General features: G+C 39.0%; 21 protein-coding genes. 7 read left to right on the forward strand and 14 right to left on the reverse strand.

Annotated elements, in window-relative coordinates; translation table 11 throughout:
• Window positions 1–490 precede the first annotated feature (490 nt).
• Entirely contained in the window at window positions 491–2482 is a 1992-nt protein-coding gene (locus SOI84_RS06520) for an acyltransferase family protein (protein ID WP_320673747.1), read from the reverse strand.
• A 263-nt stretch (window positions 2483–2745) separates the two neighbouring features.
• On the opposite strand from SOI84_RS06520, the gene SOI84_RS06525 reads away from it, so the two are divergent.
• Window positions 2746–3477 carry a tetratricopeptide repeat protein gene (locus SOI84_RS06525; protein ID WP_320673748.1) on the forward strand — a complete coding sequence of 244 codons (732 nt, stop codon included), beginning with the start codon at window positions 2746–2748 and terminating at the stop codon, window positions 3475–3477.
• On the opposite strand, the gene SOI84_RS06530 is transcribed toward SOI84_RS06525, so the two are convergent.
• Window positions 3474–4451, reverse strand: a complete 978-nt coding sequence (locus SOI84_RS06530) for a class I SAM-dependent methyltransferase (RefSeq protein ID WP_320673749.1) — start codon at window positions 4449–4451, stop codon at window positions 3474–3476. The genes SOI84_RS06525 and SOI84_RS06530 overlap by 4 nt on opposite strands.
• A gap of 168 nt (window positions 4452–4619) precedes the next feature.
• On the opposite strand from SOI84_RS06530, the gene SOI84_RS06535 reads away from it, so the two are divergent.
• The 3 genes from SOI84_RS06535 to mrdA are packed head-to-tail and all read left to right on the forward strand — an operon-like array spanning window position 4620 to window position 7479.
• Window positions 4620–5231 (forward strand): hypothetical protein, encoded by a 612-nt coding sequence (locus SOI84_RS06535; protein ID WP_414153630.1) that lies wholly within the window; start codon window positions 4620–4622, stop codon window positions 5229–5231.
• A 14-nt stretch (window positions 5232–5245) separates the two neighbouring features.
• Window positions 5246–5632: a hypothetical protein gene (locus SOI84_RS06540; RefSeq protein ID WP_320673751.1), complete on the forward strand. Its 387-nt coding sequence runs from the start codon at window positions 5246–5248 to the stop codon at window positions 5630–5632.
• A 14-nt stretch (window positions 5633–5646) separates the two neighbouring features.
• The gene (gene mrdA / locus SOI84_RS06545; RefSeq protein ID WP_320673752.1) at window positions 5647–7479 is read left to right on the forward strand and encodes a penicillin-binding protein 2; all 1833 of its coding nucleotides are present in this window, start codon (window positions 5647–5649) and stop codon (window positions 7477–7479) included.
• On the opposite strand, the gene SOI84_RS06550 is transcribed toward mrdA, so the two are convergent.
• The 5 genes from SOI84_RS06550 to SOI84_RS06570 all read right to left on the reverse strand — a co-directional run bounded on the left by SOI84_RS06550 (window position 7476) and on the right by SOI84_RS06570 (window position 11627).
• The gene (locus SOI84_RS06550) at window positions 7476–8624 is read right to left on the reverse strand and encodes a glycosyltransferase family 1 protein (protein WP_320673753.1); all 1149 of its coding nucleotides are present in this window, start codon (window positions 8622–8624) and stop codon (window positions 7476–7478) included. The genes mrdA and SOI84_RS06550 overlap by 4 nt on opposite strands.
• 27 nt (window positions 8625–8651) lie before the next feature.
• The gene (locus SOI84_RS06555) at window positions 8652–9848 is read right to left on the reverse strand and encodes an NAD-dependent epimerase/dehydratase family protein (RefSeq protein ID WP_320673754.1); all 1197 of its coding nucleotides are present in this window, start codon (window positions 9846–9848) and stop codon (window positions 8652–8654) included.
• Window positions 9849–9907: 59 nt separating this feature from the next.
• Window positions 9908–10075 carry a high light inducible protein gene (locus tag SOI84_RS06560; RefSeq protein ID WP_320673755.1) on the reverse strand — a complete coding sequence of 56 codons (168 nt, stop codon included), beginning with the start codon at window positions 10073–10075 and terminating at the stop codon, window positions 9908–9910.
• 83 nt (window positions 10076–10158) lie between these two features.
• Window positions 10159–10977 (reverse strand): thiazole synthase, encoded by an 819-nt coding sequence (locus tag SOI84_RS06565; protein WP_320673756.1) that lies wholly within the window; start codon window positions 10975–10977, stop codon window positions 10159–10161.
• Window positions 10978–11066: 89 nt separating this feature from the next.
• A complete protein-coding gene (locus tag SOI84_RS06570; protein WP_320673757.1) occupies window positions 11067–11627 on the reverse strand; it encodes a tetratricopeptide repeat protein in 561 nt (186 codons plus the stop codon).
• A 293-nt stretch (window positions 11628–11920) separates the two neighbouring features.
• Between SOI84_RS06570 and SOI84_RS06575 the strand changes: the two genes are divergently transcribed.
• Window positions 11921–12088, forward strand: coding sequence for a hypothetical protein (locus tag SOI84_RS06575; protein ID WP_320673758.1), 168 nt, complete (start codon window positions 11921–11923; stop codon window positions 12086–12088).
• 13 nt (window positions 12089–12101) lie between these two features.
• Here SOI84_RS06575 and SOI84_RS06580 read toward each other — a convergent pair whose 3' ends face one another.
• Genes SOI84_RS06580 through rpmI form a run of 3 tightly spaced genes read right to left on the reverse strand, consistent with a single transcriptional unit; the run spans window position 12102 to window position 13210 of the window.
• Window positions 12102–12563 carry a serine hydroxymethyltransferase gene (locus SOI84_RS06580; protein ID WP_320673759.1) on the reverse strand — a complete coding sequence of 154 codons (462 nt, stop codon included), beginning with the start codon at window positions 12561–12563 and terminating at the stop codon, window positions 12102–12104.
• Between the two features lie 49 nt (window positions 12564–12612).
• Window positions 12613–12957: a 50S ribosomal protein L20 gene (gene rplT, locus SOI84_RS06585; protein WP_320673760.1), complete on the reverse strand. Its 345-nt coding sequence runs from the start codon at window positions 12955–12957 to the stop codon at window positions 12613–12615.
• Between the two features lie 55 nt (window positions 12958–13012).
• Window positions 13013–13210 carry a 50S ribosomal protein L35 gene (rpmI, locus tag SOI84_RS06590; protein WP_320673761.1) on the reverse strand — a complete coding sequence of 66 codons (198 nt, stop codon included), beginning with the start codon at window positions 13208–13210 and terminating at the stop codon, window positions 13013–13015.
• 110 nt (window positions 13211–13320) lie between these two features.
• On the opposite strand from rpmI, the gene SOI84_RS06595 reads away from it, so the two are divergent.
• Together SOI84_RS06595 and SOI84_RS06600 are read left to right on the forward strand one after the other, a co-directional pair.
• Window positions 13321–14877, forward strand: coding sequence for a SpoIID/LytB domain-containing protein (locus SOI84_RS06595; RefSeq protein ID WP_320673762.1), 1557 nt, complete (start codon window positions 13321–13323; stop codon window positions 14875–14877).
• Window positions 14878–14902: 25 nt separating this feature from the next.
• Window positions 14903–16225 (forward strand): glycosyltransferase family 2 protein, encoded by a 1323-nt coding sequence (locus tag SOI84_RS06600; RefSeq protein WP_320673763.1) that lies wholly within the window; start codon window positions 14903–14905, stop codon window positions 16223–16225.
• A gap of 13 nt (window positions 16226–16238) precedes the next feature.
• Here the strand turns inward: SOI84_RS06600 and SOI84_RS06605 are convergent, their stop codons facing one another.
• From SOI84_RS06605 to clpP, 4 genes are all read right to left on the reverse strand, one after another.
• The gene (locus SOI84_RS06605) at window positions 16239–17993 is read right to left on the reverse strand and encodes a DNA polymerase III subunit gamma/tau (protein ID WP_320673764.1); all 1755 of its coding nucleotides are present in this window, start codon (window positions 17991–17993) and stop codon (window positions 16239–16241) included.
• Window positions 17990–18694, reverse strand: a complete 705-nt coding sequence (locus tag SOI84_RS06610) for a lecithin retinol acyltransferase family protein (RefSeq protein ID WP_320673765.1) — start codon at window positions 18692–18694, stop codon at window positions 17990–17992. Before SOI84_RS06610 ends, SOI84_RS06605 begins: the two co-directional genes overlap by 4 nt.
• A 5-nt stretch (window positions 18695–18699) precedes the next feature.
• Window positions 18700–20052, reverse strand: a complete 1353-nt coding sequence (clpX, locus tag SOI84_RS06615; protein WP_320673766.1) for an ATP-dependent protease ATP-binding subunit ClpX — start codon at window positions 20050–20052, stop codon at window positions 18700–18702.
• A 120-nt stretch (window positions 20053–20172) separates the two neighbouring features.
• The gene (gene clpP, locus SOI84_RS06620; RefSeq protein WP_320675402.1) at window positions 20173–20820 is read right to left on the reverse strand and encodes an ATP-dependent Clp endopeptidase proteolytic subunit ClpP; all 648 of its coding nucleotides are present in this window, start codon (window positions 20818–20820) and stop codon (window positions 20173–20175) included.
• Window positions 20821–20840: the final 20 nt, after the last annotated feature.

Consider the following 20840-nt stretch of genomic DNA (forward strand, 5'->3'; position numbering starts at 1 on the left):
AAGTGATTGATCAATGTCTATTAAATAAACGTTCTAATTTTCGTTCTGAAATGGTTGGTAAAAAAGAAGGTGTTAGTAAAAGTATTACTAAAGATAGGTATGACAATATAGGCATATCCAAATCCAGGTTGAACAAGTCATATAAATATTATTTTTAGGTTACGAACTAAGAAATTATTCAATAAGACAGGTAGTCAAGTTTCTATAAAGGAGATGAGAAGTTTAGGTACTAGTCAATATGCTTTCTTTGTTGCAACTAACAAACAAAAAGACCTATTTTCTAGAACAAAATCTAGAAAAATAAGACTCTTTTTACCAGATATAAAAGTTGGGGAATAAAAATCCCTTCTTCATTTTTTGTACTGGGGCAATTTCTTCTTTGATCGCCATCTCAAGGGAGGTTTCAAAGTTTTGTAGGTTTATAGTATCTTCCTTTTTATATCTTCCCATCGAATCTCATATGTTTATATAGACTAATCTAGTATTTTAGTCAGCCATTCAACAAATTAGAGTCTTTAAATTTCAAATGCAACTGCCTCAGAATTGAATTGTACAATTCCAAGTATCTTGTTGGGTCTAGGTGATTGGGATCTAAGTAAAGATAATTTTTGGATTCTTTATGAATAGGATTACAAATCTCATCCATGCAGAATTCGGCAAGGAAATCTACTGCAACAAAGTTCTTATATTTCTCAGAAATAATAAGTACTCTTTTGTAAGAATATGAACTAAGCCTGTCAATTAAAGTCTGCTTATTTGTATTAGGAATACATTGATCACTACTATAACCTAGATTATTGAACCACTGTTTAGTACAAAAGTTAGCATCTGTATAAGTTTTGAATTCAGGCAAAGGCATTATAAAAATAACATTGATTGATTTTTCTTTTGCTAATTTTGCTATTTGTTCAACTTGATCCCAGAATTGCATTTGGTAGTTATCCCAGTTCTCTTTGTTTAGCTTATTAGGCATGTAAGTTAGACGATTGGTATACCAACCATTCTGAAAAATACCTCTATGCCTAGATGAAATAATCAGAAAGTCCCCTTTGACTAAAGTCTCTAGAAGAAGATCTATATCTTTATAAAACGAGCATTGAATTTTATCAAAACTCAAAGATTCTTGGTTGATCTCTAAGGTTTCGCAAGGAAAACTTTTTTTGAGGTGAAAAACTTTCTCATCAAATAAATTTTCTAATAGAGGAATTATATGGTCGGAGTGACTGTTTCCAGCAATAGAGAAATTTTTATTTGATAGTGTACTTATAAGAGACTCATGCTTGTTGATGGTTTTCTCAATTGGGTATTTATACATTTCTCCTAAGAATAATTTTCCCTTGAGTGGTCTCCCAAGTGCAATAAGACCAGCTGAAAGTGTGACTATCACTCCTCCTCCAACTACAAGAGTCTTCCATCGTTTCCCAAACCAGTTGCCCTTACGAAGTGGTGTTTCGATCCATCGATAGGAGGCAATTGCCATACCAAGCATTAGAGCGACCTGAATTGGCACTGACCACCAATGAATTCCAATAGTCCAACGACTGATTGAAAGAACACCCCAGTGCCATAGGTAAAGTGAATAAGAAATGAGACCTATATAAACAACTTTAGGACTTGTGAAAAATTTGTATGCTCCCGTTTGCTCCTTCAAAGAGGCGATGAGGACTGATGACAAAGCAACCACTGTAATTGTTGCTTCTGTTGCAAATGAAATCGGTAGATACATCACTCCCACAATCAAAAACAGCACTAAAAGCGGTGGCACCTTCTCAACAAACTTTTCAATAAATGCTCGCCTCTGCAAGCCAATAAAAATCAGACACCCGACTGCCATTTCCCAGAACCTTGTCGGCATTAGGAAATATGCTGCTGATTGGCTTGTTGGATATAAATAAAGAAATCCAATAAAAGATATAATCGTTAGTGTTACAACTGTCAGAAATAAATTGCGAGCACCATTTTTAGTTTGTCTTCCAAAACCAGAAAACCAAATCAGAAAAGGAAACAACATGTAGAACTGCTCTTCAACACCAAGAGACCAAGTGTGTGCGAATACATTAAATTCTGTTGACTGGGCAAAGTAATCTGTTGCATTTTTGAGGAGATATAGATTAGATAATCCAAATAATGATGTCAGACCTGTTATCAAAGATATTCCAGGTGTTGGATTGAATAAACAGATCGCAATACTTGTGATCAGGACAAAAACTGATAGTGCTGGCACTAAGCGTTTGATCCTTCTTTGATAAAATCCACTGATAAAATCCTTGAAGTCTTTACTTCGTCTTTGATAAAGAGATGATGTTATAACAAATCCTGATATAACAAAAAAGATATCAACCCCAAGGTATCCATTTGGTAGTATTTCTTTGTTGAAGTGATTGATAATGACAGTGACTACTGCAAATGCTCTCAAACCATCAATCTCTGGACGGTAGTGACTTTGTCCAGATAATTTACTTTCCTTGATATTGATTGACATCAAAATTTACTAATAATTATTAGAATTCTATTATCAATACTGAACATTTCCAAAAGTATGTCGCATTATTTTTTAAACACACACTCATCACACGCTAAAATAGTTGTGATACTATGATTTCAACTCCTTAGTGATCCCATTCATTATGAAGGATTAAAATATTGAACTTACTATTGAGTGAGAATACTAGACAAATCCCCAGATTCCTGCAATAATAAAGGATCAAAATATCGAACTTACAATTGAGTGGGAGTAATAGATATATGCCAAACATATTATCTTTGCATGATAAACGATTGAGAGCGCAACACTATTTGCTCTTTCATTATAGAAAATACCTTTCTTTTTATTTCTCTTTTTTATTTAAGCCTAGTTGTTTTCAGTATTTAAATTCAATTCTTTTAATATCCTCCCAATTAACTATTTTTGCTATGTCGGAGTCTAATTTAGATAGTTATCGATTCTATTATAATAGTGGTGTTGAGAGAAGTAGCAAAGGTGATCATCAGGGAGCCCTTAAAGATTATACAAAGGCTTTAGAGTTTAATCCTAACAGTGCTGATACTTATAATAATCGTGGCACAGTAAAAAGAATTATTGGTGATTATAAAGGTGCTTTAGATGATTACAGTCGGGTCATTTATATTAATTATAATGATTATTCAGCTTTTTATAATCGCGCCACATTGAATGACGAATTGGGAGATTATGAAGCAGCTCTTAAGGATTATAATCAAGTAATTCGCTTACGTCCAGATTTTGTACATTCTTACTACTTTAGATCGTTAATTTATAAACGTAAACGAAATTATAAGGCAGCTATCCAAGATCTGAATAAGGTTTTACTTATAGATACTAGATATGTAGGTGCTTATAAAAATAGGGGAATTGCTAAGGAATTATCAGGAGATATAGAAGGTGCATGTAGAGATTGGAGGGAAGTTCTTGGGGTAGGAAGATCTGATGCAATGAGATGGGTTGCAGATCAATGTTAATACGGCCTAATTTTTTGAATAACACAATATATTCCAGTGTGATCCTCAAACATGAATTCACTTTTCAGCTCTGCATGACTGAGTAATGAATTTAATGATTTCTTTGTGTATCTGTGATTAGCAAGTGACAGCAATCTATCTTTTATATCTGGGAGTATTGTATAAGGTTTATTACCAGCCCAATGAAATGGAAATTGGTTTGCTATTTCCTTGAAACCTAAAGATCTAATTAGTTTGGAGGGTATAGAAAAAAGAATCCAAGCACATGGAGTAATTAAGCCACAACAACTTATTTGAACCCATTGTGGAAATGGCCTAAGGATATCTATCAAAAACTTTTCCACAAGAATTCCAATTCTTTTCAATATATTCCCCTCATGGGAGCTATAAACGTATATAAGTAATTTTCCTTTATTTGTCATTACTCTTCTACATTCTTTTAGTGATTTAAGAGGATTTTTCGTGTGATGTATTACACCGTATGAGTAAACATAGTCAAATTGCCTCTCTTTTAAAGGGAGAGATTCAGTGTCTGCTCTAATAATCAAAACATCATTTCGATTTTTAAAGCTTTCAGCAATTGAACTTCCGTTAGAGATTAAATCGACTCCTATTAGTTTTTTGATGTTAATATTCTGACTAAATAACTTAAGATCAGCCCCTGCACCAAATCCAATTTCTAGTACTGAACCAGAAATATTTTCTAAATAACCTTTTAGCCTAAGGTTCATATTGGTTATATTATTATGACTTTTATTCTTTTCTTTTGTAATAAGATCTTCCCAAAATCTGATTTCTTTTAATGATTTTTCATTCAAGCTACTCTCATGTATAAAATCATAGAAGTTTTTAGATTGTTGAAAAACTTTAAGGCAACTAATGCATTGTATCTTTGACCTACTTTTTAGTTGGTAGATTAAACCAGACTGACATTTTGGGCATTTTAATTGATCAATTTGAATTCCTGATTCCATGTTGAATTTCCTTCCTTTTATTTAATTATCGCTTTTACTAGCTTTGATTTCGAAATTGTTGTTTATTTCACGACTTTTGATTTACGTTTAGAGATTCATACTAAGAATTGCCAGGTACTGGTGCCTTGCTCTTGAAATAGATATCTTGGTGCACTGGCTATGAGCATTTTGACTGCCGCACCTCAAGCTGATCCCCAGCTTCAACGACGTTTGCAGCAAGACAGTATTTGGATTGCAGGGAAGACAGTGTTCATCAACCCTTTTCTTTATTGGCGTCGCTTTGATAGCAATACTGATCGGTGGCTTAGGGAGCCTGGACAGTTAGGTGAAGATCAAATTAATTTGAATAGAGCACGTTTTTACCCTGAGATTGACTGGTCTCTTTTGGATCAAGAACAAATTGCTCTCAAGGATGCAGCAGTTGAGATGTTTTTAAAAAGTCTTGAGTTGATAGGCACATTTCATCCTGAACTCACAGCAGGTCAACTTTTAGAGGTGGAACGCAAAATGGCCGTGACTAAAAAGCGTGCTTTTGAGCGTTGGGTAGAGAAAGCTTTTAGAAGACGTTTTCACGCTGAACTAAAGGATAGAAAGCGTTTGCAAAGAGAAAGGTTTTGGCGTTCTTGGAAGGAGTGGTTTGCTTTAGATGCCACCCATCATGCAATAGGACCCATGATTGCCTTAGTAGTACTTTCGGGCTTTACAGGATGGTCCATTGGGGTGTCTAATTTTTCTTGTCCAACATTTTTCTCTCCTTCCGAGCAGACTGTAGTTCGTTAGTTTTTTAAGTATGCATGGCTGATGAAAAAATTGATCGGATACGACTTGCATTTATGCAAGATGTTCTTCCAGTAGGTTTGGCGATGTTTGAAAGGGTTCGTCAGGGAGGGGTTAAGAGGGTTTTGGAGGTTATTAATGAATCCAAGGCTCCTTTAGATGATTTGAAAAAAGAGGGAGAGAGTGCAGCTAAAGACTTACGTGAGAAGCTCGATAGTGTTAGTCCAGGTCTTGGTAACCCAGTAATGTCCGTAAATGTAGGGGTTGAAGATTCAATTGCCACATCTAATGGGATTGCAGATGAGGAGGAGTTGGTGAAATTGCTGAGTCGTATTGAATCTAGGCTTGAAGAACTTGAAAATCACTTAGCAGATAATACTTTTGAATCGTCTATAAATTCTTAGAGAAGGGAAAAGTTATGGCTCAACGTCCCTTCGTGATTAAGAGTAGTCGCCGCTTGGCTGGGACTGGCTTTCAACCTGCAGTATTTGTTTCTTGCATATTTATTTTTTTTGCGGTCATAGTTGGGCGTCTTTTTTGGTTGCAGGTTTTAGAAGGCTCGAGGTATAGAGATCTTTCTAAGCAAAATCGTATTCGATTAGTAGCTCGTTCTCCTATACGTGGACGCCTTTTGGATCGAAGGGGTAGGATTTTGGCGACTAATAAATTAATTTACAATCTTTATCTTCAGCCAAGATTAATTGAAAAGAAGGATTGGCCTGCACTTCGAGATCGGTTGTCTAGTCTTTTAGATCTGCCTAAAAATAAACTGGATAAGCGATTTAATAATTTTACTCCTAGTAGTTCTTATAGGATGACTTTAGCAGTGAATTTAAAGCCTAAACAGGTTCTTAGTTTTCGAGAGAATGAAAGTAATTTTAAAGGAGCACAGGTTGATGTTGATGTCCTTCGTTATTACCCCAATAAGTTTTTAGCTGCACATGCTTTAGGTTATACACAATTAATTACTCAAGATGAATATAAGTTCTTATCATCAAAGGGATACAGAATTCGAGATCGTATTGGAAGAAAGGGTTTGGAAGCCGCATTTGAGAGTCATTTACGTGGCGAATGGGGTGGTCAGATGCTTGAAGTAGATGCAATGGGAGTGGTACAAAGAAATTTAGGAGAAAAAGAAGCAGTAGCTGGAAAAGATTTAGTTCTTACACTTGATTTGGATTTACAAAGGGCTGCGGAACAAGCACTTTCTGCTAAATCTGCAGGGGCAATTGTTGTTCTTGATCCTAGAGATGGAGCTGTTAGAGCCATGGTTAGTAGGCCGTCTTTTGATCCAAATTTTTTTTCCAAGTTTTTTACCACTCAAAAGGAGTATGACCGATTATTTTTTTCCTCTACAAAACCTTTATTTAGCAGAGCTTTAAATGCATATGACCCTGGTAGTACATGGAAGGTTGTTACTGCAATGGCAGGAATGGAAAGTAAGAAATTTCCTCCAGATGTTCTTCTGGAAACTACTAGTTGTATAACTTACGGAAGCCATTGTTTTCCTGATCACAATGGCATTGGTTTTGGCAATATTGGATATGAAGATGCTTTAAGTTTTTCAAGCAATACTTTTTTCTATCAAGTTGGAGTTGGAGTCGGTTCTAAAGAGCATTATCAAGCGGCGAGAAAACTTGGTTTTAATGTTTTGACAGGTATTGAATTGAGTTATGAAGAAAGTCCCGGTTTAGTGGGGCATGAGGACTGGGCCAAAGACGGTAGAGGATGGGCTAATCCAGGGATGACACCATGGATGCCTGAAGACATGGCAAGCGCAGCTATAGGTCAAGCAGTGGTTCAGGTAACGCCCCTTCAATTAGCAAGAGCTTATGCAGTTTTTGCAAACGGCGGTTATTTGATTACTCCACATCTAGTAGATGGAGGAAAAGATTGGATGTCTGATAAATACCGCAGCAAAGTAGATATTAGACCATCTACTTTGAACACAATTAGACGAGGACTTAGAAAAGTTGTTCAGTCAGGTACTGGTGCAGCAATGTATATGGCTGATTTTCCAATTGTCGCTGGCAAGACTGGCACTGCTGAGGATAGTTCTGGAGGGCATGATCATGCATGGTTTGTGTGTTTTGCTCCTTACCAATCACCAGAGATTGTAGTTGTTGCTTTTGCACAAAATACTCCTGGCGGAGGTTCGGTACATGCATTGCCTATTGCAAGAAAAGTCCTGAAGGTTTGGGAGAGAATTCGTAAGGAAAATGTAGGGTCAGCATCTTTAGCAGAAAGCTAAGCAGCAATAGTTATAGAAGGTGTCTCAATAATTTGTTTGTAATAACTTTGTAGTTGTTTTGTCGCCCCTTTCCAACCCCATCGCTCTGCTTCTTGACGAGCGGCATTACGCATTGTTTGTCGATCAAGATCGTTTGAAAGAAGTCTCTGGGTGGCATTAATCAAACTTTTTGAGCCACCATCCATTCCATCTGGATCGTAAAGACATCCGTTTACACCATCCGTAATGATGTCTGGTATGCCACCTTTATTTGCTCCTACGACTGGGCAGCCTGCTGCCATGGCTTCTAAGAGTACTAATCCTAGGGTTTCTGTACTAGACGGGAAGAGGAATGCATCACCGCATGCATAAGCACTGGCAAGTTCTTCGCCGCTTAAATATCCAACGAAAGTTGTAGCAGTATTTTCAAAGATTTTTTCTAGTTGTTGTCGGTATGGCCCATCCCCTACTAGAGCAAGTCTCGATTCAGGAAGTGCTTCCAAAACAGGTTTGATTCTTTCAATTTGTTTTTCTGCAGAAAGTCGTCCTACGTATATGAGTAGAGAACCTTGATCATCATATTTTCCCAACAGTTTTTTACGCATAGATTCTTTGCGTAACTCAGGTCTAAATGTTTCTGTGTCAACCCCTCGTTGCCATAGAGCTGTGTGTTGTATTCCTTTTTCATGCAATTCTTTAACCATTGCAGTGGATGTGCACAGATTTAGTTGTGCTTGGTTGTGTGCTGCTTTTAGCATTTCCCAAAGCAAAGGTTCAAGCATCCCCATTCCGTAATGCTCAAGGTATTTAGGTAGATGAGTGTGGTAACTGGCTACCAGTGGAATTCCATTGGTTTTTGCAAGCCAGATGCCTCCAAGGCCTAGAACAGCAGGATTGACAACGTGCACCAAATCCGGTTGGAATTCGTCTAATGCTTCTGACACAGCAGGCCTAGGTAAGGCAAGTTTGAGTTCTGGATATAGCGGTAAGGGCATTGCCGGTACACCAATAACCTTCGCTCCCATGTAATGCTCAGGTCCACCTTCGGGACAGAACAAAAGGACCTCATCGTTTAATTCAATAAGGTTTTGAATTGTTTTGGTTAGACGAGTAACAATTCCATCCACCTTGGGGAGGAAAGTTTCGGTGAAAAAAGCAATCTTCACTGGGTTAATGGAATTAGATAGGGATGCTTAGGAACCCTTTTTGATGGCTTGTGCTTGTGTGGTTGTCCATGCCGATATACATGGAATTCGTTTGCGGTCGCAGCGGTCAGACCATCTACGAGCCACATCTACCACTTCTTCTAACAGACCATCATCTAGTGTTGTTGGCTTTAGTCCTAGTTCTATAAAGCATTTGTTATCTACGATGAGATCGTTTTCAACAGCTTCATTGCGAGGGTTAGGTAAATAATTGACTTTGGCCCCTGTTAAGGCAGCAACTTTTTGGGCAAGTTCTCCTACTTGATGGCTTTCTGTCATTTGGTTGAAAATTTTGACTCGTTCACCTTTCTTTGGTGGATTTTCTAAAGCCAGTTGAACACACCTTACTGAGTCTCGAATATGTATGAAGGCTCTTGTTTGACCACCAGTTCCATGAACAGTTAAGGGGTATCCAATTGCAGCCTGCATGAGGAAACGATTAAGAACAGTTCCATAGTCACCATCGTAATCAAATCGATTTGAGAGTCTTAGGTCTTTATTAGTCGCATCAGTATTTGTACCCCATACAATTCCTTGATGAAGGTCAGTTATACGTACTAGATCGTTTTTGTTGTAGTACAAGAAAAGTAGTTGATCAAGAGTTTTAGTCATGTGATAAACACTTCCAGGACTTGCTGGATGAAGAATTTCTTCTTCGAAACGACTTCCATCTGGTTGAGGTACTTCTACTTTTAAATATCCTTCAGGAATCGTTGCTCCACGATGTGATCCATAGCCATAAACTCCCATTGTCCCAAGGTGAACCACATGAATATCTAGGCAACTTTCAACAATTGCCGCGAGAAGGTTATGAGTTCCATTGACATTATTGTCAACTGTATAACGCTTTGTAGCGCTTGTTTTCATCGAGTAAGGAGCTGCACGTTGTTCAGCAAAATGAACAATTGCTTTTGGCTTTTCTGCAAGGATCAGGTCTAAGAGTCGTTGATATTCATGGGCGATATCCATATGGATAAATTTCATTGGTTTCCCTCCCACCTCTTCCCAAGCTTTCAAGCGATCATTCATGCTTGAAATAGGGGTGAGGGATGCAACCTCCAAGTCAATGTCAATTTTGCGTCGACTGAGGTTATCTACGATCAAAACCTCATGACCTTGATCTGCGAGGTTGACCGAACAAGGCCACCCACAGAAGCCATCACCACCAAGAACAATTACTTTCACCCAAAACTCCTAGAGAAATGACTAATAAGCTCCCCTCAGGCAAGTTAATACCTAGGTTTTCAGCTGATCCTAACTGTGTAAGCGATTAAACCTATTAGGAGAGCCGCGCCAGCTACAAATATAAGCCTAAACCCATTGCCTAGACTAGAGCTTGTATTTACTACTTCAATTTTTGGTTCTTTTGCAAAGGCGTTATAACGTCCACCTTCTTCTTTGATAACCGTCATTTTTTTGGTGTAGCTTGGCGGACAATATGGAATGGAAGGCTTAAGTTCTCGCTTCCGTCATCTTCCTTTATTAAAAGCTTTGCTTATTCACTCTGTAAAGAAATTCCCTGTGTGGGAGAGGAGGCGATTGCTTGAGCTTTTTGGGGCAACCTTCCAGAGAGGAAAGCTTCTCTTCCTGCTTGGACACCTGCTGCCATTGCTTTAGCCATGAGAACAGGTTTTTTAGCTAGGGCAATGGCGCTATTGACTAATACAGCATCAGCACCCATCTCTAGTGCTTGAGCAGCTTCACTTGGGACCCCTATCCCGGCATCAACAATTACAGGTATTTTTGCATTTTCAATAATTAAAGCAATGTTGGCAGCGTTTTTCAGGCCTTGTCCAGAGCCAATCGGTGAACCTAATGGCATTACTGTCGCACATCCTAATTCTTCTAATCGTTTAGCAAGGATTGGATCAGAATTAATGTATGGTAAAACCGTAAAATTTTCTTTTATTAGTTGTTCCGCAGCTTGGAGTGTACCCAGAGGGTCAGGCAGTAAGTATTTGGAATCGTCAATAACCTCTAACTTGACAAAGTTATTATTTTCTTGCCCAGCGACTTTTGCAAGTTCTCGTCCAAGCCTTGCAATCCGGATTGCTTCATTGGCTGTGCGACAGCCAGCTGTATTAGGAAGCATCCATAGTTTTGACCAATCTATTGCTTCAAGTAAACCTTCATGATTTTTTTCTAAGTTCTTGATACGTCGAACAGCGACTGTTACTACTTCGCAATTAGAGCTAGTTAGAGATTGCTGCATGAGCTTTATATCTGAATATTTTCCTGTTCCAGTTAGAAGTCTGCTTTTAAATAATTTATTTCCAATCTTAAGGGGATCATTTTCAGATGATTGTATATTCATAAGAATAAGAAACTTGACGAGAAATGGTTAGTTGTTCTTGCAGAAAGCATTTTCATTTGGAGATAATCTAATAAGTTTGCATATTTAATTTAGAATCCTTGTTGATTTACAGGTTTTGATATGTCATCTTCCTGTGCTTTTTCAAGTCGTTTAATTTGCTTCATCGCTGTTTTATTTTTTGGGTCTATTCTTAATACCTGTTGATAGAGTTGTTTGGCTTCTGATATTTGTTTAAGACGTTCTTGGGCAAAGGCAAGATTATTTAAGGCCACTGGATAATCAGGTTTTGATTGTAAGGCAGAACGATAGTGCTTTACCGCTGTGGAAAAGTCGTCTTGAGCTGCTAGGGAAAAACCGAGAGCATTTTCTATTAGTGCTTTTGCTTCTGCTGGTTCTTCTTTTGCAAGTTGTTTTAAAGCTTTTCTGAGGGTTGAAGCAGCTTGTGGGTATAAACGTTTTTGGAGCTGAACTGAAGCAAGTTCATATAATTTGGAAGCTTCTTTTGACGATCCCGCACCTTCTTTTTCAAGGTTAATCATTTTTATCTCTTCATTTCTCACTTTTAGGACCTGACGACCTACTAAGACAGAAATAACTAGGAGTAGTCCTATCAGGCCTATTAGGTAGGTTTCTGGAACGAGCATTTTCATGACAAGGTTTGGCGATTGTTGTTGTGTGAGGGGCTTCTTGTTTGATTAAGTTGGCACGGACGGTTGGCATCCCATTTGCATATTGTTCGCAAATCTAAAGTTGCACAACGGTATATCCAAAGAGTCAGGCTTTACAAGTTTTCCTCACATCTTGCTAGATCAGATTTGATTTTATGGCAATGTTTCTAGCTGATCTCTTGAAGCCGAAAATTTCATTTTAGAGCGAAAAGCCTTAACTCCATATTTAGTGTGTTATAATTACAATTATCCTATACGACGCTATTGATAGTTCTATGGCGGAAGTTGTAAGACAGTTGAAAGCCTCTCTGCATCCAGTGCTGACCCCTAGGGTTCAGCGAATACGCCAACAGATAAGCGACCAAGAACTTGAATTGCGCTTGCTAAGGTTAGGCCTTGCCCCAGAGCTATCTTTTAGTCATCGTGAAGGCACTTATATTTGAGAATAACAATCTTTTATAAGCAATACTTTTTTAAAGCTTTTAAAACCATCTTAGGCCTATCCTCCATCCAATAGGCTTCATATTCTTCTTCTCTATTTCCAGATAGTTTGGTTGAAGCTTCAAGAGCTTCTTTTTTGAAAGGATGTAGTTTCATTCTTTCCTTTTTAACCATATTTAAAAGTTTGCCGTTGTTGCAGACTTGAGCTGCATGAGTTGCCTCATGCCTTAACGCTTTTCTGATGTAAATTTTAGTTGGATCCCAGTCATCATTAGACCTTGGGATGGAATGCCCTCCCATTTTCATTGCATTCCTTGTGCAGATCACAATAGTTTTTTGTGATTTCTTGATAAAACCAAAATATCTTTCTCCTAGCAGACAAGGGATTGAGTTCTCTTCTATAGAAAAGCCTGCTTTATATAAATTGTCGAGAATTTTTTTGTCACTCGAAGACAAAAATATAAGAAATTCAAACATTATATTTATTCCTTATAATTTACTTTTAAGAATTCTTAGATTTCATTTATTATTTGATTGAGTTAACTACTTCTTTAAAGCTATTAGGATCTACAAGTGCAATTTGTGCAAGCATTTTTCTGTTTAGACGAATATCAGCTTTTTTGAGCCCGCCAACTAGACGGCTGTAATTAACACCATTTATTCGTGCGGCAGCATTAATTCGTGAAATCCATAGTCGTCTGAAATCACGTTTACGACGCCTTCGATCTCTATAGGCATTGCATAGGGCCTTCATGACCCGTTGGTTTGCAGTCCGGAACAGCCTTCCGTTGCTTCCACGAAAGCCACGGGCAAGCTTTAGGATTTTGTTACGGCGCTTACGGGCAACATTGCCTCTCTTAACGCGGGCCATAGGACTTCAATTAGTTAGTGAAAGATCGCTGCAAAGTGAAACGAGACGTTTTCGGTTAGGCGTAAGGGAGCATCAAACTAACATTGTCTGCATCTTTTTCATCTACCACTGCTTTTGTTGCAAGATGACGTTTTAGCTTTGGGCTTTTGTGGTCTAGTAGATGATTTCTAAATGCTCTACGGCGCATGAATTTACCGGTACCAGTAGCTTTGAACCGCTTTGCGGCAGCTTTGCGGGTCTTTAGCTTTGGCATGTCTCGCACTAAGCACAATACATAACACTACGACCCCGACCTGCTCTTAGCCAAACCATCGCATCATTGTTTTATTGATTCGCTGAACCTTTAGTAAAGGTTGTTTTGTTTTGAATATTGAGATCAAAGTCAAGATTAAGTATTTCTTCCTTTTAATTACTGGACTTCTTGGTGGCTGTAAAAACTTTTACCTTGCTTCAAATATCCCGGATGAATTGCCTACTCATTGGGCTGTCTCAGCGCCACCTTTAGCCAAAAATGCTGATTCATCTCTTTGGGTTGCTTTGGAGCATTATTTGGGTGCTAGACAAACTGGTAATGATGTAAGTTCCTCTCTGCAATTAAAATTGTTTGGTGAGTCTTTAATACTGAAGGATGCTAATGGATTTGTTCATAGAGCTTCGGAAATTCAACTGCGCTGGGAAAAAGTGCCTTTGGCGAAACCTATTAAATGGCAAAGGCAAGTAGTAGGACCTTATGCAAGCTTTGAATCAGCAGAGCGTGTTGCTTTGTTGGTTAGAAAATTTGGCCTTAAGGCTGAGGTTGCTCGACCAAAAGATTGGCAAGTTTGGTTTTCTGCTTCAGGTAAGTCCCCTCGAGGAATAAAGGCAATTACAGAAAAGGGGTTAATTGAAAAAGCACTTTTACCAAGATTAGTTAGTAATAATAAGCAGCAGCTTCTTTTAGGACCTATAGAAATAGATGCCCCCAAAGGAATGATTTGGAAAGGGGTTGTATATAAAGGACCTTTTCGACTTCAAAGAGATGCTTATGGCAGTTGGACATTGATTGAGAAGGTGCCTATGCAGAATTATCTAGAAGGTGTTGTACCGCATGAAATTGGTTCAGGTGCTCCTTTTGCTGCACTTACGGCACAAGCAGTTTTGGCGCGGACTTGGGCATTGGCTAATAGTCATCGTTTTGTGATTGATGGATTTCATTTATGTAGCAATACACAGTGTCAGGTTTATAGGGATTCGGCGAAAGCAACTACTCAAGTACGAAAGGCAATTGATGCCAGCAAAGGTATGGTTCTTAGTTGGCAGGGCAAACCTATTAATGCTTTTTATCATGCAAGTAATGGGGGCGTTATGGCTTCTGCGGAAGAGGCATGGTCAATGAAACCATTGCCTTATCTGAAAGCTAAATTGGATAGTTCTTCCTCTTCGTCAACAAGATTTTCTTTACCTTTCAAAAAAAAGAGTTCTATAAAGAAATTTTTAAAGTTTCGAACGGGTTCTTTTGGGGCAGATCACCCTCGTTTCCGCTGGGAAAGGAAAATAAACACTAATCAATTAAGTGAATCTTTGGTTAAGGTTTTATCTGGGATTTATTTTCCACAGGATATTAATGTTCTTGAAAGAGGTAAGAGCGGACGTGTTTTAGCTTTAGAGCTTGTTTTCAAGTCGAATCGAAACCCGTTGATTTTGAGGCTGGATGAAATAAGACGTTATTTACCTCAACTTCCTAGTACTCTCTTTGTGATTGAAAAGATTGATAAAGGAGTTTGGACTTTTTCTGGTGGTGGATTTGGTCACGGAGTGGGACTTTCTCAGGCAGGAGCCATGGATTTAGCGCGGAGAGCTTGGTCGATTGAGCAAATTTTTAGACATTATTATCCAGGAGCAACTTATGGATTTTGGCCTGTAAACCACAATCCGCCCTAGAGTTTATTCAAATTTTGGATTATTCATGACTGCGTTTGCTGTCATTGATGATTATCGACGAGGCAAGACAGCCCTTTTTTTGATTGCCTGTGGATGGGCAGGTGCTGCTCCTCATTGGGTAGAAACGGGCAGAAGTTTGTTGCCAGCAATTACCTTGGCAGTGTTCTTAGGTGGTTATGGATTGCGAGCGGTCTTGCAGGAGAGAAAGAAAGGCTCGCAAAATCCAGATAAGATCGATCTTTCATTGTCTGACCCAAAGGAGTGGCCTATGGTCGATATTGTTGTTGCCGCAAGAGATGAAGAAGCCGTTATTAAGAGCTTGGTGAAACGTTTGAATTTGATTAGTTATCCAAAGGAAAATTTATCAATTTGGATTGTGGATGATGGAAGTAAAGACAAGACACCAGTTCTTTTAGATCAGTTAGTGAATCAATTTCCTAAGTTGAATGTTATTCATCGTAAATTTGGAGCTGGGGGTGGAAAATCAGGAGCTCTTAATCAGGCCCTTAGGGAAGTTAATGGAAAGTGGTTATTAATTTTGGATGCTGATGCTCAATTGCAAGATGATTTGTTGAAGCGTGTTGTATCTTTTGCGGAGCAAGGTAACTGGTCTGCAATTCAATTGAGAAAGGCAGTAATTAATTCCGAAAAAAATCCTTTGACTCGCATGCAGGCTATGGAAATGGCTATGGATGCTGTAATTCAACAAGGTCGTCTGACGAGTGGCGGTGTTGTTGAATTACGAGGTAATGGTCAATTACTCCTTAGACAAGCTTTGGAGAAGTGTGGTGGCTTTAATGAAGATACTGTTACTGATGATTTAGATCTGAGTTTTAGGTTTTTAGTAACTGGATCTTTAGTAGGGATGCTTTGGAATCCACCAGTAAAAGAGGAGGCTGTTCAAACACTTCCAGCTCTTTGGAGGCAAAGGCAACGCTGGGCAGAGGGGGGCCTGCAGCGATTTTTTGATTATTGGTCAATTTTGATTTCTAATAAATTGACTCTTGCGCAGAGGTATGACCTTAGTTGTTTCTTTTTGCTCCAATATGCACTACCCGTTGTGACGATGTTTGATTTGATGACAGCAATTGCAACTCGAACTATACCTGCATATTTTCCATTATCTATAGTGGCTTTAAGTGTTTCAGGGCTTGCATTTTGGCGTGGTTGTAGAAAAGTAAGTGAGGGACCTCAATTGCCTGTTGCGAGCCCTTTGACAGTTTTATTTGCAATTTTATATTTGGCACATTGGTTCATAGTAATCCCTTGGGTTACGATACGTATGGCTATTTTTCCTAAGAGATTGTTTTGGGCAAAGACCAATCATTTAGGTGTGGAAGCATTGTAGTTATTGATTTTATCTAGATATCAATATCGAGTACTTTGCCATTAAAAAAATCTGCTAATTTCTGTGCCTTTAGATCTACTTTGCTCTTACTATCTTCATTATTTGTCTTTTTCAATGTTTCTTCTTTTGCTGAAGTATTGGTTTGGTTTAGATTGGTATTATGAGGATTAGAATCAGCTATCTTTTTATCCTTTGGTTCATCAGTTGATTTCACTATATCTTTCTCTAGATTTGCTTTATTGATAACTACTTTTGAAGTATTTTCTATAGGAGTGTTGTCTTGATTTTTTATTATTAAATCTCTATGGCTACCAATTGCTTTGCTAATTGCTGCTTCTAAAAGACTTGTGCGGCTTTGGACCATTCCGATCCAATTTTCTGCTACTTGAATTATTGCACTATCTGAGTCAAGTTTTACAAGCTTTGCTTGTTGAGAAAGAAGCATGCGTGTAGACGGTAGTTCTAAGCCTCCAAGGATTTGCTGCCATAATTCTTTAAGTTCTAATTCGGGTTCTCTGTCTTTTGAAGATTGATTGTTGTTCTCAATAAGTTGTTGTTGTTGTTGTTGTTGTTGTTGTTGTTGAGAAACACCTTCTATTGCTTTTTGTGAGCCTCCTTTTTTGATATCTGATTGTTTGTTAGGTCCCAAAGTGGTTTGTGAGTGTTCTCTTTTCTGGTCTGAAATCAGGCCGAGCAGTAAAACTTCTAACCATAATCTTGGTTGAAGGCTAGTTCGAAGTTGGTATTCCGTTCCTTTTAATTGTGCTTGCCAAGAAAGCAACATCTCAATTTTAATTGTTTGTGCTAGATCTTTAAGTTCTTTATGTAGAGGAGGTGAAATATTGGTTAGATCTGATCTTTCAGGAGCAACTTTAATTAGAACTAGGTCCCTTAGGATACTTACTAAACCTTGAAGTATTGCGAGTGGTTCCCTTCCTCTTTCAAGTAGTTGCCGTGTTGTTTCTAAGATAGATAGTGGATTGCTTTCTCCAAGTCCTTTTGCCATATTGAGAAGTTCATTTTCTGGTACTCCTCCTAATAATTCCCAGATTGTTTCACTTTTGATAGGGCCTTTAAGTAGACTAACTTGGTCGAGCATGCTTTCGGCATCCCTTAAGCCTCCTTGGGCTTTTTGTGCGATTAGATGTAGCGCTACGTTTTCAATAGGAATTGATTCTTTTGAAGCAATCATTTTCAGATGAGTTTTGAGTGCCTCTAAAGGGATGCGACGAAAATCAAATCTTTGACATCTACTTATAATTGTTGGCAATACTCTTTGTGGATCTGTAGTTGCAAGAATAAAAACGACTTTCGAAGGTGGTTCTTCAAGTGTTTTTAGTAATGCATTGAAAGCTGCAGTGGAGAGCATGTGACATTCATCGATTACATAAACCTTCCATCTTGCTTGTATTGGAGCGAAGCTAGATCTTTCAATGAGTTCACGAATATTTTCAACACCAGTATTTGATGCAGCATCGATTTCGATTACATCCAGTGCAGCTCCATTAGCAATGCTTTTGCAAACCTCACATTTTTCACAAGGCTCGGTGGTAGGGGCATTGCTTTTTAGACAATTTAATGATCGTGCCAATATTCGTGCACTAGATGTTTTTCCAGTGCCACGTGGTCCACTAAATAAATATGCTGGTGCTATTCGACCAGTTTTGAGAGCTTGTTTCAGAGTGGTAGCAATTGCTTCTTGGCCCACTAAAGCATCGAAGGTTGTAGGCCGATATTTGTGATGTAAAGGTTGGTAAATCTGGCTCATGCGTTCATTTTTGTCGTTTTGTCTTTTTTTGAATAATTGGGTGCTTCTAGTAGACAATAGATCCTCGTTTCTAGTTCGTCTAAAGTTGTTATTTGGTCTTCAAGATTTTGGCCTCTTAGTAAAAGAAAATGGGTTGCTTTACTTGTCGCTTCTGTTCTGATTGCTGTTGGGTTGTTTTGTATCCAGCTTTCAACTTTTTCAAGTGTTGATTCAAGTGCTTTATATAATTCCAAACGCATTTGTCTAAGGTTTTTGAGTGAATTTAAAGCTTTCTTTCGTGTTTTCTCGTTGCTAATCCCTTCTTTTAAAAGCAGCCTTAGATAATTTAGTAATGCTGCAGGTAAAACTTGGCTGATAGGCATATCGCCTAGGTTGCCTCTTTGTAATAGGTTCTCCATTTGGGTGCATCTGTGCTTACCAGTTTTGCACCAGTTTGCGAAATGTTCGCAGTTGTTGAAAAGGAGGTTATAGCGTTGTTCCCCAATACGACTTTTTGCTCTTTTTAGGGTTGTTGTTCTTGTTGATGCGTGATTATGAACTATGACTTTGATAGATCCTCCACTGCGAAAGTCTTCTATTGGGCTTTTAAGAATTTCTTTTCCTTCTAAGTAATGCGCAACTGTGCCATCTCCAAGATCAATCCCGTGATGGAGGAATAAGCCATGTTGCCTTGGTACCTGTAAATGGTCCGCAGCTGCCATTGGAGTTAGGCAGATTCTTTTTGGTTTCTATTTTTCTTCTCAGGCATTGGCAGGATTTTGCCCCCAATATGTTCTTCAACCATAGATTTAGTCACAACAAAGTCTTTTATTTCTTGTTGGGAAGGTAAGTCATACATTAGGTCAAGCATGATTTCTTCGACAATTCCTCTAAGTGCTCTTGCCCCAGTCTTCCGGCGATGAGCTTCCTGGGCGATAGCTGTCACTGCTTTTGGCTCGAAGTCCAATTGGACATTGTCCATGCTGAGCAGTGTTCGGAATTGTTTGACGAGTGCATCCCGTGGTTCAGTAAGAATCGACTTAAGGGCTTCTTCATCAAGAGGCTTTAATACGGCGCTTACAGGCATACGACCAATGAACTCTGGGATCAACCCATATTTGACTAAGTCATCTGGTTCCAGTTCACGGAGCACTTGTGCGGCTTGTAGCTCACGATTTATGCGCCCTCGCCCCTCACTTGGCATAAAACCTATTGAATTCTTACCTAGCCGTCGTTGAACAACGTCTTCCAGCCCTACAAATGCACCACCACAAATAAAAAGTATTTGACTGGTATCTATTTGGATAGCATCGTGATAGGGATGCTTGCGTCCACCTTGTGGAGGAACATTGGCGACTGTTCCTTCTAGCATTTTTAATAGTGCTTGTTGAACTCCTTCTCCCGAGACATCCCTTGTGATGGAAGGGTTTTCACTTTTACGGGCGATTTTGTCAATTTCATCTATATAGATAATTCCTCGTTGAGCTTGATCCACATCCATATCTGCTTTTTGTAAAAGCCGCAGCAGAATGTTTTCTACGTCTTCCCCTACATAGCCTGCTTCAGTCAGTGTTGTCGCATCGGCTATAGCAAAAGGTACATCTAATAATTCTGCAAGGGTTTGAGCTAAAAGAGTCTTTCCACATCCAGTCGGACCAATCAGAAGGATGTTTGACTTATGTAATTTGGTGGCTGTTTGGTCTGCCTCTGCTTTGCCATCTCCTTGCCAAGCAAGACGTTTGTAGTGGTTATAAACAGCAACAGATAAAACTTTTTTTGCGTCCTCTTGTCCCATCACCTGTTGATCTAAGAATTTTTTTATTTCTAGTGGTTTTGGTATTGATGCAAGTGTTGGGGCCGGTTTGCCACTATTTCTTGCAGGGTTAGAGGTGCTTTTGTTGGGATCAGGATTTTGTCTCTGATTGCTTTGCGTGTCTAAGAGCTCTTCATCCAAAATCTCATTGCAGAGATCGATGCATTCATCACAGATGTAAACACCAGGGCCGGCAATAAGCTTTCGCACTTGTTCCTGGGACTTGCCGCAAAAGGAGCACTTGAGATGGGCGTCAAACTTAGCCATCGGCCGTGGGGGTCTTGGGGTTTACTGTCGCAGGATCTGACACAAGTATTGCCAACCTGGATTACAGGATCGTTCGGAAATTGGAATTAGTCAGCTTTCCGTAATGATTTAGCTGTTGTTTTAAGGTTGGACTACTCGGTCGATCAGGCCATATTCAACCGCTTCTTCCGGCGAAAGGAAGTGGTCACGCTCTGTGTCTTCAGCAATTTTGTTGAGAGGCTGACTTGTGTGTTCTGCAAGCAAGCTATTGAGAGTGTCTTTGAGGAAAAGAATTTCTTTGGCTTGAATCTCAATATCAACGGCTTGACCTTGTGCTCCACCAAGCGGTTGATGAATCATTATTCGTGCATTTGGAAGAGCAAGTCTTTTTCCTTTTGAACCTCCTGACAACAGAAAAGCTCCCATGCTTGCAGCAAGTCCATAGCAAATGGTTACGACATCGGGTGTTACTTGCTGCATCGTGTCGTAAATAGCCAGTCCTGCGGTCACTGATCCGCCAGGAGAATTGATATAAATCTGGATGTCTTTCTCTGGATCTTCTGCTTCAAGAAACAACATTTGAGCGACCAATGCATCTGCTATTTGATCATTTACTTCTGTACCAAGGAAAATGATCCTTTCACGCAGTAATCGCGAGTAGATATCGAATGCCCTTTCTCCCCGTCCTGATTGCTCTACAACCGTGGGCAAGATGCCAGTTGGAGAAGAGACGGGGTAGTTCCCTGTCCAGAGATTTTTAATTGGATGGCCACTGCTGGCTTCTATCACGTGCAATTTATGCTGCATCA

It is taken from the genome of Prochlorococcus sp. MIT 1341, assembly GCF_034092415.1.
GTDB lineage: Bacteria > Cyanobacteriota > Cyanobacteriia > PCC-6307 > Cyanobiaceae > AG-363-P08.